This window comes from Pseudomonas oryzicola (genome assembly GCF_014269185.2).
Lineage (GTDB): Bacteria > Pseudomonadota > Gammaproteobacteria > Pseudomonadales > Pseudomonadaceae > Aquipseudomonas > Aquipseudomonas oryzicola.
This window is the reverse complement of the sequence record NZ_JABWRZ020000002.1, coordinates 1-13,504: the sequence shown is the minus strand read 5'-3', so window position 1 is coordinate 13,504 and position 13,504 is coordinate 1. Positions and strand designations below refer to the sequence as shown.

Below are 13,504 nucleotides of genomic sequence, written 5' to 3'. Positions count from 1 at the left end.
CGGGTATTTTGTAGGACACCTCTTAAGATGCTTGCGGCAATTTCTGATCTATGCAGGTATGCCAGGCATGGGTGAAGTCGCGTAGACGACCTTGAGGGTTGAAGATCTGTCGCCAGATGCGCGCCAATGCCAGCAGATCATTGGCGGCGGGCAAGGGTGTGGCCTGCTCTTCGATGAGCATCCAGGCAATCGCGGTGGAATAGCGCAGGTTGACCGTGAGTTCCAGGTGCGGGCCGCCGAGGAAGGCGTGTTGGCTGGCCAGGCCGCGGACCAGGCTGGCCAGGTCGGGGTCGCGGGCCAGATAGTCGTCCCAGAGCGCCTGGTGACGATGTTCGCCGATGCGGTACAGGCCATGCCCACGGCGGTCATGTAAGGCTGCGCCCAAGGCCGACTGGCTGGCGGCGATACCTAGCAACAAGGCTTCGGCGCTGGCGCTGTGACGGTTCAGGTAGACCAGGGTGGGTCGGATCACATACTGACACAATTCATTCGCCGCGATACCCATGATGCCCTCGAGCAGTTAAGGGCCGGACGGGCGCTGGAGCTTGGCAGCTGGTGAATGATCAGGCCCGCCGGAAGCGGCAGGTGCCGCTCGTGTTGAAGTGTAGTGTGATAATGATGGTGTAAAGGGCTGTTTTTAAATCGATTGCTGCCTGAGGTCCCGGGCTATATGCCTTAAGGCAATTACGCCTGGAGCGTTCAGGCAGGCTTGCGATGGCGTCATTCAGCGCTTGAATACCGCACCATACAAGGGTCACGCGGTTAGCGACTGACGGGTACGGGCGATAACCGCTTGCAGCGGTTCACTGCGGCTGTACTGCTCCGGGTACAGTCGCTCGGTGTGGCAGGCGACGCCATGTTCGTCGACCAGGGTGAAGCTGAAGCTGCCCTTGCGCGGGGCGACGATCAAGCACTTCAACGGCGAAAAGGCCTGGGAAAGGGTGCCAATGGCAGCCTGAATCTGATGATGAGTTTGCATATTGTTTGGAGGTTCCTGCTTTAAACACGAAGTTAGGATTCGTGCATGATAGAAACGTTCCAGTGACGCCTTTATTAAGGGACGAACGAACCTGACTGGAACAGGGCAGCCAGAGGAGGCGCAATCAAAGGTGGGCGCTTGGGCTGACTGGTAGGTACTTCAGAAGGCAGGCAGCACGCCGGGGCAAGGTTCTAGGCCGTCGGGGTGGGATCCTGATCAATCTGTAACGTGATTCGTGCTTGAACAGCGCAAGGCTGGCGAGTGAATCATCGAATGGGCCCGTCCTGGTTTCAGCAGTGCCACTCTTGGGAGGAGTGGGTCTGCAAGGACGCTTGAGGCCAGAATTGACTTTCAGCTTGGTACTAACGAGGCGCACCTTACCGGAAATGCATGCACTTGGCAAGCGTTACAGGTTTGTTCAGGTGAGCCGCGCAGTATGGCGCGTAATTACGCTGCTGGGAAGAGGGGCCAAATGGCCTGCAACCGGCTCGATGTACCATTTTCGTGCACTCAAATGAGGGTTCAGGGTGCACTTGTTCACATTCGGAGCGACGCTTGTAACTGCTTGGCAACATGCTGCGATGGACTCGCCAATGCCTTGACTGGGCGGTTAAGTCAATGAAAAAAAACACTATTTTCAGCTGGTGAAAAAATCGTCAGTTTGAGCAAAAGCCCCGATTCACGGGGGTTTGCGGGGGATAGGAGGGGGTTGTCCACCGAGTTATCCACAGGAACTGTGGATTGTCCCAGGCGCTTGCTCTAGGACGGGCGTGCCAGCAATTTGATGAACTGTCCGACAATCGACAGGTTCCAATGGGCTTTCAAGTCATGCACTTGAGAACGTCAAGAAAAGATCGCTGAAAAAATTTTTCCGGTTTAGCGAAAATGCCATGTCGCAACGCAAAAAGTCGCGTGGCGTACCCTGTGGCTGCGCCAGACTCGCGCCTTGAACGATTGCTGATAAGCTGCGCAGCAATCATCCAGCATCATACGGGGTAAGCATGACAGTGGATCTGGCCAGCATTCTGCTGGGCTTGGTGGCAGGGGCTTTGCCCTGTCTGGGGTGGATCATGCAGCTACAGCGTCGCCAAGGCGCGCGGCACGCTGAACAGGCCTTGCTCGAAGAACGCCTGAACGCCGCCTTGTTGGCCCAGGCCGGCCTGCAGGCACAGCTGGAGGCCAGCCGCGATGAAGTCAGCGACCTCAGCGAAGCCAACACGGTCAAGCAGGCCCAGCTGGCCGCCCAGGGCCGCGAGCTCGAATTGCTCCAGATCGATCGCGACAATGCCCGTGATGCTGCCCACGCCTGGAGCCTTGAGCGCGCCAACCGTGAAGCGGAACTGCGCCGCCTGGAGGCCCAGACCGCGCGCCTGGACGCCGAACTGCGTGAACAGCAGGAAAGCCACCAGCAGCGTCTGGAAGACCTGCAGGAAGCCCGTGACACCTTGCGCGCCCAGTTCGCCGACCTGGCCACGAAAATCTTCGACGAGCGCGAGCAGCGTTTCGCCCAGACCAGTCAGCAGCACCTCGGACAGTTGCTCGACCCGCTCAAGGAGCGCATCCAGGCGTTCGAAAGGCGTGTGGAGGAAAGCTACCAGCAGGAAGCCCGCGAACGTTTTTCGCTGGGCAAGGAACTGGAGCGTCTGCAGCAGCTCAACCTGCGCCTGTCCGACGAAGCCACCAACCTGACCCAGGCCCTGAAGGGCCAGAAGACCCAGGGCAACTGGGGGGAGCTCATCCTCGAGCGGGTGCTGGAGCACGCCGGCCTGGAAAAGGGCCGCGAATACCAGACCCAGGTGAGTTTGAAGAGCGCCGACGGCGAGCGCTTCCAGCCCGATGTGCTGATCATGTTGCCCGGCGACAAGCAAGTGGTGGTGGATGCCAAGGTCAGTCTCACGGCCTACCAGCAGTTCGTCGCCAGCAACGACGAAGCTGCGCTGAAGCAGCATGTGCAATCGCTGCGCAGCCACGTCAAAGGCCTGTCGAGCAAGGACTACAACCGCCTCGAAGGCCTGCACAGCCTGGATTTCGTGCTGCTGTTCGTGCCGATCGAGGCGGCTTTCTCGGCCGCCCTGCAGGCCGAGCCGAACCTGTTCCAGGAAGCCTTCGACCGGCAGATCGTGATCGTCAGCCCGACCACCTTGCTCGCTACCCTGCGGGTGATCGACAGCCTGTGGAAACAGGAGCGCCAGGGCCAGAACGCCCGCGAGATCGCCGAGCGCGCCGGCTGGCTGTATGACAAGTTCGTGCTGTTCATCCAGGACCTGGACGAGCTGGGCAACCGCCTGCAGCAGGTCGACAAGGCCTATGCCGCCGCGCGCAACAAACTGTGTGAAGGGCGCGGCAACCTGGTCAGCCGCAGCGAACAGCTGAAACTGCTGGGTGCCCGCGCCAGCAAGAGCCTGCCGGCCGATTTGCTGGAGCGGGCGCTGTCCGACGAAGCGTTGCCCGAAGAAGTGCTTACTGAACCAGGCTCAGATGGCGATTGAGCATGGCACGCAGGGCCGCTGGCTTGACCGGCTTGGCCAGGTAATCCAGCCCCGAAGCGTGGACCATGGCGAGGGTTTCCTTGCTGCCGTCAGCGCTGATCACCACACCCGGCACCGGTTCGCCCAGGCGCGCGCGTAGCCAGCCCATCAGCCCGATGCCAGTCTCGCCATCGTCCAGGTGGTAGTCCACCAACGCCAGATGCGGGCGCATGCCCTTGTCCAGCAAGGCCTCGCATTCGGCCTGGTTGCGCGCGGTCCATACCTGGCAACCCCAGCGGCTGAGCAGGCTGTTCATGCCTATCAGGATGCTGTCTTCATTGTCCACGCACAGCACCTGCAAGCCGGCCAGTGGCTGACCGGCCTGTTCCGCCGGGGCACTGACAACCGGTGCGGCCTGGCGGGCAATCGGCACGCTGACGCGGAACACCGTGCCTCTGCCCGGCCATGAGCGCACTTCCAGCGTGTGGCCCAGTACCCGGCACAGGCCGTCGGCTATTGCCAGGCCAAGGCCGAGGCCTTTCTCGGCGCGGGTCTGGTGACTGTCCAGGCGCTTGAACTCCTGGAAAATCACCTGCAGCTTGTCGTCGGCGATACCGGGGCCACGGTCCCACACTTCCAGCCACAAGCGTTCACCCTGGCGCCTTACACCCAGCAGGATCGGACTCTTGCCGTAGCGCAGGGCATTGGTCAGGAAGTTCTGCAGCACCCGGCGCAGCAGCTTCATGTCGCTCTCCACCCGCAGGCGACTGCCGCGCAGGCGGAACGCCAGGCCTTTTTCGGCGGCCAGCACCTTGAACTCGGCGCCCAGGGTGTCGAACAGTTCGTTGAGGGCGAAGGGCTTCGGGTCCGGGGTGATCTTGCCGTTCTCCAGGCGCGAGATGTCCAGCAAGTCGCTGATCAGCTCTTCGGCCGAGCGCAGCGAGCTATCCATGTGCTGCACCAGCTGCCGGGCCTCATCGTTCATACCTTCGGCCTGTTGCGACAGGGCCGCAGAGAACAGCCGTGCAGCGTTCAGCGGTTGCATCAGGTCATGGCTGACCGCAGCCAGGAAACGGGTCTTCGACTGGCTCACGGCCTCGGCATGGCTCTTGGCTTCGGACAATGCCTGGTTCAGTTGGGACAGCTCGTAGGTACGTTCGGCAACCCGTTGTTCCAGGCTTTCATTGGCTTCACGCAGGGCCTGCTCGGCCTCGCGGAACGGGGTGATGTCGGTAAAGCTCATGACGAAGCCGCCGCCCGGCATCGGGTTGCCGATCAGTTCGATCACCCGGCCATTGGGGAACAGGCGCTCCGAAGAATGCGCGCGGCCCTGGCGCATCCAGTGCAGCCGGCGCGCCACGTGCACCTGTGCTTCGCCAGGGCCGCACAAGCCGCGTTCGGCGTTGTAGCGGATGATATCGGCGATCGGCCGGCCGACGCTGATCAGCCCGTCGGGGTAGTTGAACAGCTCCAGGTAGCGGCGGTTCCAGGCCACCAGGTGCAGGTTCTGGTCAACCACGCTGATGCCCTGGTTGATGTTCTCGATGGCGCCTTGCAGCAGGGCGCGGTTGAACTGCAGCACCTCACTGGCTTCGTCGGCGATGCGCACCACGTCTTCCAGCTGCATGTCGCGGCCTTCGATGGCGGCCTTGACCACGGCGCGGGTCGATGAGGTGCCGAGCACCCCGGCCAGCAGGCGTTCGGTGTGTTCGATCCAGTCACCGTCGGCGTTCTGGTTGGGGTTGAAGCCCTTGCCCTGGCGGTAGGCGAAGCGGATGAAGCTTTGCCGCGCGCGCTCTTCGCCGACGAAGCGCGAGGCCAGGGTCAGCAGGTCGTCGATCTGCACCGCCAGCAGCGGCTTGCTGCTGGGGCGGGCACTGGTCTGCTGGCCGATGAAGCGGCCGGCCTGCCAATGCTCGGACACCCGCGTGCGCGACAACACCGAGACCCAGGCGAACAGCGTGAAGTTGCCCGCCAGCGACAGCACCACGCCTTGGGTCAGGGGGCTGATCGGCAGGTTCAGCGGGTTGCCATGCAGCCACGCCAGCCCCGGAAACAGCTGCAGCGACCAGCCCAGACTGTGCGCGGCAATCGGCAGCACCAGGGTGTAGAACCACAGGAAGATGCCTGCCGCCAGCCCGGCGAACACGCCGCGGCGGTTGGCCTGCTTCCAGTACAGCGCGCCGAGCATGGCTGGAGTCAGCTGGGTCACCGCAGCGAAGGCGATCTGGCCGATGGTTGCCAGGCTGGCCGTGGAGCCCAGCAGGCGGTAGCTGACGTAGGCCAGCAGCAGGATCACCACGATGGTCACCCGGCGCACCGACAGCATCCAGTGGCGGAACGCCTCGAATGGCCGCTCGGCATTGGTCCGGCGCAGCAGCCAGGGCAGCAGCATGTCGTTGGAAACCATGGTCGACAGTGCCACGGCCTCGACGATGACCATGCCGGTGGCGGCCGAAGCGCCACCGATGAACGCCAGCAGGGCCAGGCTAGGGTGTGCCTCGGCCAGTGGCAGGCTGATGACGAACGAGTCTGAGATCACCGTGCCTGGCAGCAGCATCTGCCCAGCCAGGGCGATGGGCACCACGAACAGCGCGGCCAATGCCAGGTACATCGGGAACACCCAGCGTGCCAGGCGCATGTCCTGGGGTTCGATATTCTCCACCACCGTGACGTGGAACTGCCGTGGCAGGCAGATGATCGCCATCATCGCCACGGTGGTCTGTACCACCATCGACGGCCAGTTGATGGTCTCCTGCCAGTAGTCCTGCAGGTGGACTGACTGGCGGGCCTGGCTGAACAGGTCGTCGAAGCCGTCATACAGGTTGAACACCACGAAGATGCCCACGGCAAGGAAAGCCAGCAGCTTGATCAACGATTCGAAGGCAATCGCCAGGACCATGCCACGGTGGTGTTCGGTCACGTCCAGGCTGCGGGTGCCGAAAACGATGGCGAACAGTGCCAGCACCAGCGATACCACCAGCGCGGTGTCCTGCACGCGCGTGCCGGTGGCATCGGCACTGGCGCCGATCAGCAGGTTCACGCCCAGCACGATGCCTTTCAGTTGCAAGGCGATGTAGGGCAACACGCCGACCAGGCAGATCAACGCCACCACCACCGCCAGGGTCTGCGACTTGCCGTAGCGTGCGGCGATGAAGTCGGCGATCGAGGTGATGTTCTGTTGCTTGCTGATCAGCACCATCTTCTGCAGCACCCACGGTGCGAAGATCAACAGCAGCACCGGGCCCAGGTAGATCGGCAGGAACGCCCAGAGCTGTTCGGCGGCCTGGCCGACCGCGCCGAAGAAGGTCCAGCTGGTGCAGTACACCGCCAGCGACAGGCTGTAGACCCAGGCACGCAGTTTCGGCGGCAATGGCGTGCTGCGGCGGTCACCATAGAAGGCGATGGCGAACATGATGGCCATATAGGCCAGGGCGACCACGGCGATCAGCCCGCTGGACAACGACATGAAGACTCCGAAGCAAAAAAGATAACGCGGTCCCGATCAACCAGTCTGGCACGCAGGTGCCGCTTCGTCAGCGCAGACCATGGTCGCAGTGGCAGGTGGTCGCAGGGTGCATCTGCAACCTGCACAGGCATCATCACCCGCGGCGGGTACCCAGCCAATAGAACACCGCCGCCAGTATCACCGACAACACCAGCAGGCAGAAGATTGCCCCCGGCCACAGATGCACCAGGGCAAATCCGACCATCACCGGCCCGAGCGCGGCGCCCATGTTGGACAGGTTCTGCGCACCGTAATACACCCCGCGCAAGTGCTCCGGTGCGATCAGGTCGATGAACATGTACTCGGCGGGGATGACAATGATTTCGCCCAGGGTGAATACCAGCATCGCCAGGCACCACATCAGCGTCGACCCGGCCAGGGCAAAACCCAGCAGCCCGGCGACGAACAGGCCCATGCCGGCCAGCAGCCAGGGCATCAGGCGTTGGCGGCTGATGCGCCGCCCGATCAGGTACTGCAAGGCAATCACCGTCACTGCGTTGGTGGTCACCAGGTAACCGACCAGGCGCGCTGCCTCGCCCGGGCTGCTGGTCACCACCAGGTACTGCGACAGGTAGGCGGTGAACTGGCCGAACACCACCGCGCTCAGCACCCCACCGAGGGTGAAGCACACCAGCCGACGGTCACCGGCCAACCCCAGCGCCACCTGGCCGAAACCGGCGCCGGGTTGGTCCGCTGCGCTGGCCTGCAGGCCACGGTCGCCCAGGCGCCAATAAGCCAGGCTCATGCCCAGGCCAAGCAGGGCCGAGGCGATGAATGGCAGGTGGCCGTCCAGTTCCAGCAGGGCCACGCCCAGCAGCGGGCCGGCGGCATAGCCGACATTGCTGAGGGTGTACTTGATGGCGAATACCTCGGCCCGCGCTTCGACCGGCAGTAACGCGCAGAAGCCCGCCTTGGCGGCGATGTCGACTACTGCCAGGGTCAGGTTGACCAGTATCAGACAGATGAAGAACGACAGCGCCGAGTGGCTGGCAACGGCACCGGCGAAAGCCAGGGCGAACAGCAGGGTATTGGTGCTGACCAGCGTGTGGTTACGCAAGGTGTCCACCAGGTGCCCGCCATACAGGCTCAGCAGCGAGGCGATGATCAGTGCGCCGCCGACCAGCAGGCCGATCTGGCTGATCGGCAGCTGGAAGGTGTCGGCCAGATACACCACCAGATAAGGCAGGGTGAGGGCGCGGGCGACGGTGAGCGTGAAGGTGGTGAGCAGCAGCAGGCGAACGGTGTGAGGGTAGCCTTTGATGGCGGCGAGCATTGCCACGTCCTTGTTGTCTTCAGTTGCCAGGCTCCAGCATAAGCCAGCGCTTGCCAGGCAGCGCATTTACCGTGCAGATTTGTGGCTTGTCGCGCCCGGCGCGCCTCCAATGCCAAAAGCCCCCAGGACCAAGGACGATGAGTCATTCCTCGCAATTCACCTTGCTCGGCAAGCGGCGGTTCCTGCCGTTCTTCATCACCCAGTCGCTGGGTGCGTTCAACGACAACCTGTTCAAGCAGTCGCTGATCCTGGCGATCCTGTTCAAGCTCAGCCTGGGCGACGGCGACCGTTCGATCTGGGTCAACCTGTGCGCCTTGCTGTTCATCCTGCCGTTCTTCCTGTTTTCGGCGCTGGGTGGGCAGTTTGGCGAGAAATTCGCCAAGGACGCGCTGATCCGGGCGATCAAGCTGGCCGAGATCGCCATCATGGCAATCGGTGCGCTCGGCTTCATCACCAACCACCTGGCGCTGATGCTGGTGGCACTGTTCGGCATGGGCACCCACTCGGCGCTGTTCGGCCCGGTGAAATACTCGATCCTGCCGCAGGCGCTGCGCGAAGAAGAACTGGTCGGCGGTAACGGGCTGGTGGAAACCGGTACCTTCCTGGCCATCCTGGCCGGCACCATCGGCGCCGGGGTGATGATGTCGGCCGACAGCTATGCCACGGTGGTGGCCGGCGGTGTGGTCGGCACGGCGGTGCTTGGCTACCTGGCCAGCCGCTGGATCCCGCGCGCTGCTGCCGCTTCGCCGCAAATGCCACTGGACTGGAACATCTTCAGGCAATCCTGGGCGATCCTGCACATGGGCCTGGGGCAGCCGCCGGCGGTGTCGCGCTCGATCGTCGGCAACTCGTGGTTCTGGTTCGTCGGCGCCATCTACCTCACTCAGATCCCGGCCTATGCCAAGGACTGGCTGCACGGTGATGGTACGGTGGTGACCCTGGTGCTGACGCTGTTCTCGGTCGGTATCGCCCTGGGCTCGCTGCTGTGCGAGCGGCTGAGCGGGCGCAAGGTGGAAATCGGCCTGGTGCCGTTCGGTTCGTTCGGCCTCAGCCTGTTCGGCCTGCTGTGGTGGTGGCACTCCGGCGATGTGCCGGCTGCCGCGGCACCGCACGACTGGCTGGCGCTGCTGGGCATGGGCCAGGCCTGGTGGATCCTGCTGTCGATCGTCGGCCTTGGCGTGTTCGGTGGTTTCTATATCGTGCCGCTGTATGCGTTGATCCAGGCGCGTACCGCCGAGGACCAGCGTGCTCGGGTGATCGCCGCCAACAATATCCTCAATGCCTTGTTCATGGTGGTATCGGCGCTGCTCACCATCGTCCTGCTGGGCCTGGCCAAGCTGACCATCCCGCAGCTGTTCCTGGTGGTGTCGCTGCTCAATATCGCGGTGAACGTCCATATCTTCAGGATCGTGCCCGAGTTCACCATGCGCTTCCTGATCTGGCTGCTCAGCCATTCGATGTACCGCGTGCAGCACCGCGACCTCGAGCGCATTCCCGACCAGGGCGCGGCATTGCTGGTGTGCAACCACGTGTCGTTCGTCGATGCGCTGCTGCTCGGTGGGGCGATCCGTCGGCCGATCCGCTTCGTCATGTACTACAAGATCTACAACCTGCCGGTGCTCAACTTCGTGTTCCGCACTGCAGGTGCCATCCCGATTGCCGGGCGCAACGAAGACCAGGCCACTTACGAGCGCGCCTTTACCCGCATTGCCGAGTACCTGGCCGATGGCGAGCTGGTGTGCATCTTCCCGGAGGGCAAGCTGACCGGGGACGGCGAAATCGATGTGTTCAAGGGCGGCGTCAACCGCATCCTCTCGGAAACCCCGGTGCCGGTGATTCCGCTGGCCTTGCAGGGGCTGTGGGGCAGCTTCTTCAGCCGTGACCCGGCCAAGGGCTTTTTCAAGCGCCTGTGGTCTCGGGTAACCATCGTGGCAGGCGCTGCCATTCCGGTGGAGGCCGCGCAGCCAGAAGCGTTGCGTGAGCAGGTCAGCCGCCTGCGCGGCGACCTGCGATAGCGGCGGGTGTCAGCTGGCGCTGACTTTCAGGCCGACCAGGCCGGCAACGATCAGCGCCACGCTGACCAGGCGTACCAGGGCCACGGACTCGCCGAACAGGAGGATACCGGCGATCACCGTGCCAACCGCGCCGACACCGGTCCAGATGGCGTAGGCGGTGCCCAGCGGCAGTTCCTTCATGGCCAGGCCCAGCAGGCCCAGGCTGATGGCCATGGCGGCGACGGTCAGTGCGGTGGGAAGCGGCTTGCTGAAGCCGTCGGTGTATTTCAGGCCGACGGCCCAGCCGACCTCGAACAGGCCGGCGAAGAACAGGATGATCCAGGACATGGTACGGCTCCATCGTTGCGAAAGATGGGGCCGTCCCCGGGATGGTCACGCGCTGCGTCGTGAGGTCGTCCTCACCGTGGTCACCACAATGCCCAACTGCAGCCTGCGAAGCAAGTGGCGCTCGAACGCTGGCCGGTCAGAAGCGGTAGACACCTACCTTATGGATATGAACCACAAAGTTGCTGCCGGCCCCCTTGGCGGCCTTGCACTGGCGGTTGTCGGCTGTCCATACCCGCCCACCCTTGGTTGACACGGTAATGGCAGCTTCCGGCGTGGAACGTGGCACCAACGCTTCACCGTCGCGCTTGCAAATGCGCCAAGGCCTGTTCGAGCCCGAGTAGAAGCCCAGTCGGCCATCATCGTTCAGGCTCAGGACGCGATTGTCCTTGCTTCCGCCGTTGGTAAATTCCTTGATGATGTAGATATCGCCATCATCCTCCTGATAGCAGCCAAACCAGAATGTGGTCGGCAGTACCTGAGCATCCATGATGCAGAGCCAGTCACTGTCGTCGATACGTACGGAACGCCTTTTCCCTCCCTCTTCCAGGTAGATATCGCCGGTGAAGGATTTAGAGGTGTCCAGCCTGGAGTCATCCATTGTCATCTCCGTTATGGGTCATGTGATTGGTCGTTTGGTGGGCGACAGGCAAGGGTGCCGCCCCACAACGAATCTATGCGCATGACCGGGAGGTGCGCAGGCAGAAGGGGTTCCGCAGTACTCGGGCTGGTAGCGAGTCATGCAGACTCTGTTCTGCTCGCCATTGTCTGCGGCTCACCCATGCGCCGGAACCAGGTCGACAGCAGTGCACCGGAAATATTGTGCCAAACACTGAACAACGCACTCGGCACCGCTGCCAGCGGCGAAAAATGCGCCGCTGCCAGCGCTGCGCCCAGTCCGGAGTTCTGCATGCCCACCTCCAGCGCCAGCGACTTGCGTTGGCCCAGCGGCAGCTTGCACAGCCTGCCGGTCAGGTACCCGAGCAAATAGCCGAAGCTGTTGTGCAGCACGACCACCGCCATGATCAGCAGCCCTGACTCGGCGATTTTCGCCTGGCTGGCCGCCACCACTGCGCAGACGATCATCACGATGCTGATCACCGAAACCAGCGGCAGCACCTGCACCGCCGCCTGGACCTTGGTGCCGAGCAGGCGCTGGGCCAGTACGCCGAGCACGATCGGCAGCATCACCAGCTGCAGGATCGACCAGAACATGTCCATGAAGGACACCGGCAGCCAGGCCGACGCGAGGAGCCAGACCAGCGCCGGGGTCAGCAGCGGGGCGAGCAGGGTCGTCACGGCGGCAATCGCCACCGCCAACGCCAGGTCACCCCGCGACAGCCAGACCATCACGTTCGACGCCGTGCCGCTCGGGCAGCAGCCGACCAGGATCACGCCTACGGCGATTTCCGGCGGCAGCTGGAACAACTGGCACAGCAGCCAGGCCATGCCCGGCATGATCACGAAGTGCGCGACCACGCCCAGCATCACCCGCCAGGGCTGACGGGCGAGGGCGGCGAAATCGTCTAGCTTGAGGGTCAGGCCCATGCCGAACATCACCAGGCCCAGCAACGGCACGATGGCCACCTTCAGGGCGATGAACCATTGCGGTTGCAGAAAGGCCAGCACGGCGAACAACAGCACCCACAGGGCGAAGGTATTGCCGACGAAGCGGCTGAGGGCGGCGAGGGCACGCATGGGGCAAGTCCTTTTCCGTTTATTGTCTTGTCGTTTTCAAGGGGCCAGTCGCCGGCGCTGTCCGAGGATATCCCCCCTGCCAGCACCGGCATTTCATGGCCGTCAGACCCCTTGTGGAATCTCCTCGCCGCCCAGCGCCTCGAACAGCGCCGGCAGGAACTCGGCAAAGGTCATCATCATCAGCTGGAAGCTGGCGTCGAACTGCTGCGCAGCTTCGTCGCCGCCATCCTGTTCGGCCTGCTCCTGCAGCAGCTCCTCGAACTTGACGCGCTTGATCACCATCTTGTCGTCCAGCACGAACGACAGCTTGTCCTGCCAGGCCAGGGCCAGCTGGGTGACCACCTTGCCGGTGCTCAGGTGCAGCTGGATTTCCTCGCTGGTCAGGTCCTGGCGCTTGCAGCGTACGATGCCGCCGTCTTCGGCGGTGTCGCGCAGTTCGCATTCGTCCAGCACGTAGAAGCCTTCGGCGGCCTGCTGCGACTTGACCCAGTCGGTCATGGTGGCGGTTGGCGCGATCTTCACCGTCGCCGGGCGCACTGGCAGAGAGCCCATCACTTCGCGCAGGGTCGACAGCAGGTCTTCGGCACGCTTGGCGCTGGCCGAGTTGACCAGGATCACCCCCAGGCGCGGGGCGATGGCGGCGAAGATCATCGAGCGGCGGATGAACGCACGCGGCAGGAAGGCCTGGATGATCTCGTCCTTGATCTGGTCGCGTTCCTTCTTGTAGACCTTGCGCATCTGCTCGGTCTCGATCTCTTCGACCTTTTCCTTCACCGCGTCGTTGACCACGCTGCTGGGCAGGATGCGTTCTTCCTTGCGCGCTGCAATCAGCAGGTACTCGCCGCTGACATGCACCAGGGGAGCGTCTTCGCCCTTGCCGAATGGCGCGACGAAACCATAGGTGGTCAGCTCCTGGCTGGCGCAGGGGCGGGCCGGCTTGCTGGCCAGGGCCGCTTCCAGCGCTTCAGGCTCGAACGGGACTTCCTGGGTCAGGCGGTAGGTCAGCAGGTTCTTGAACCACATGAGGGGCAATCTCTCCTTAATGCATAAGGCGGGCATTATTCTCCGAGCGGTGCTCCGAGGCCAACCCTGTCAGAGGGCCAGCAGCTATCTGGCTGCCAGGAAAATGCCCGGCAGCGCTAGGTCTTTGAAAGATCTGGAATTTTTTTTGAAAAAAGTTCAAAAAACGCTTGCCAGGGTAGCAAGCCGTCCGTAGAATGCGCGCCACACCGAGACGAA

At 63.1% G+C, this 13,504-nt stretch carries 11 protein-coding genes; 2 read left to right on the top strand and 9 right to left on the bottom strand.

Annotated features, from left to right (window positions below; all coding sequences use genetic code 11):
• Positions 1-22: 22 nt before the first annotated feature.
• Positions 23-505: a hypothetical protein gene (locus tag HU760_RS18105; protein WP_186679035.1), complete on the bottom strand. Its 483-nt coding sequence runs from the start codon at positions 503-505 to the stop codon at positions 23-25.
• A gap of 249 nt (positions 506-754) precedes the next feature.
• Positions 755-979, bottom strand: a complete 225-nt coding sequence (locus tag HU760_RS18100; protein WP_003257337.1) for a hypothetical protein — start codon at positions 977-979, stop codon at positions 755-757.
• Between the two features lie 1,115 nt (positions 980-2,094).
• On the opposite strand from HU760_RS18100, the gene HU760_RS18095 reads away from it, so the two are divergent.
• Positions 2,095-3,468: a DNA recombination protein RmuC gene (locus HU760_RS18095; RefSeq protein ID WP_186679287.1), complete on the top strand. Its 1,374-nt coding sequence runs from the start codon at positions 2,095-2,097 to the stop codon at positions 3,466-3,468.
• Here the strand turns inward: HU760_RS18095 and HU760_RS18090 are convergent.
• The gene (locus HU760_RS18090; protein ID WP_186679032.1) at positions 3,440-6,916 is read right to left on the bottom strand and encodes a hybrid sensor histidine kinase/response regulator; all 3,477 of its coding nucleotides are present in this window, start codon (positions 6,914-6,916) and stop codon (positions 3,440-3,442) included. The two genes, HU760_RS18095 and HU760_RS18090, sit on opposite strands and share 29 nt — an antisense overlap.
• 133 nt (positions 6,917-7,049) lie before the next feature.
• Positions 7,050-8,228 (bottom strand): MFS transporter, encoded by a 1,179-nt coding sequence (locus tag HU760_RS18085; RefSeq protein ID WP_186679017.1) that lies wholly within the window; start codon positions 8,226-8,228, stop codon positions 7,050-7,052.
• Between the two features lie 137 nt (positions 8,229-8,365).
• Here HU760_RS18085 and HU760_RS18080 point away from each other — a divergent pair, with 137 nt between their 5' ends.
• A complete protein-coding gene (locus HU760_RS18080; protein WP_186679014.1) occupies positions 8,366-10,243 on the top strand; it encodes an MFS transporter in 1,878 nt (625 codons plus the stop codon).
• Between the two features lie 9 nt (positions 10,244-10,252).
• Here HU760_RS18080 and sugE read toward each other — a convergent pair whose 3' ends face one another.
• The 5 genes from sugE to HU760_RS18055 all read right to left on the bottom strand — a co-directional run.
• Positions 10,253-10,570: a quaternary ammonium compound efflux SMR transporter SugE gene (gene sugE, locus HU760_RS18075; protein ID WP_186679012.1), complete on the bottom strand. Its 318-nt coding sequence runs from the start codon at positions 10,568-10,570 to the stop codon at positions 10,253-10,255.
• 136 nt (positions 10,571-10,706) lie between these two features.
• Positions 10,707-11,168, bottom strand: coding sequence for a hypothetical protein (locus tag HU760_RS18070; RefSeq protein WP_186679010.1), 462 nt, complete (start codon positions 11,166-11,168; stop codon positions 10,707-10,709).
• A 137-nt stretch (positions 11,169-11,305) separates the two neighbouring features.
• Complete coding sequence (locus HU760_RS18065; protein ID WP_186679008.1) at positions 11,306-12,265, bottom strand: bile acid:sodium symporter family protein; 960 nt, start codon at positions 12,263-12,265, stop codon at positions 11,306-11,308.
• Between the two features lie 102 nt (positions 12,266-12,367).
• On the bottom strand, positions 12,368-13,288 hold the full coding sequence (rdgC, locus tag HU760_RS18060; protein WP_186679006.1) for a recombination-associated protein RdgC: 921 nt from the start codon (positions 13,286-13,288) through the stop codon (positions 12,368-12,370).
• 16 nt (positions 13,289-13,304) lie between these two features.
• Positions 13,305-13,504: hypothetical protein (locus HU760_RS18055; protein WP_217858980.1), on the bottom strand; the 200-nt coding region annotated here is incomplete at its 5' end.

Bases quoted from the DNA above. Each gene is read 5' to 3' on its own strand.
- HU760_RS18065 (WP_186679008.1), bottom strand. From the start codon at position 12,265: ATGCGTGCCCTCGCCGCCCTCAGCCGCTTCGTCGGCAATACCTTCGCC.
- HU760_RS18070 (WP_186679010.1), bottom strand. From the start codon at position 11,168: ATGGATGACTCCAGGCTGGACACCTCTAAATCCTTCACCGGCGATATC.
- HU760_RS18100 (WP_003257337.1), bottom strand. From the start codon at position 979: ATGCAAACTCATCATCAGATTCAGGCTGCCATTGGCACCCTTTCCCAG.
- sugE (WP_186679012.1), bottom strand. From the start codon at position 10,570: ATGTCCTGGATCATCCTGTTCTTCGCCGGCCTGTTCGAGGTCGGCTGG.
- rdgC (WP_186679006.1), bottom strand. From the start codon at position 13,288: ATGTGGTTCAAGAACCTGCTGACCTACCGCCTGACCCAGGAAGTCCCG.
- HU760_RS18085 (WP_186679017.1), bottom strand. From the start codon at position 8,228: ATGCTCGCCGCCATCAAAGGCTACCCTCACACCGTTCGCCTGCTGCTG.
- HU760_RS18105 (WP_186679035.1), bottom strand. From the start codon at position 505: ATGGGTATCGCGGCGAATGAATTGTGTCAGTATGTGATCCGACCCACC.
- HU760_RS18090 (WP_186679032.1), bottom strand. From the start codon at position 6,916: ATGTCGTTGTCCAGCGGGCTGATCGCCGTGGTCGCCCTGGCCTATATG.
- HU760_RS18080 (WP_186679014.1), top strand. From the start codon at position 8,366: ATGAGTCATTCCTCGCAATTCACCTTGCTCGGCAAGCGGCGGTTCCTG.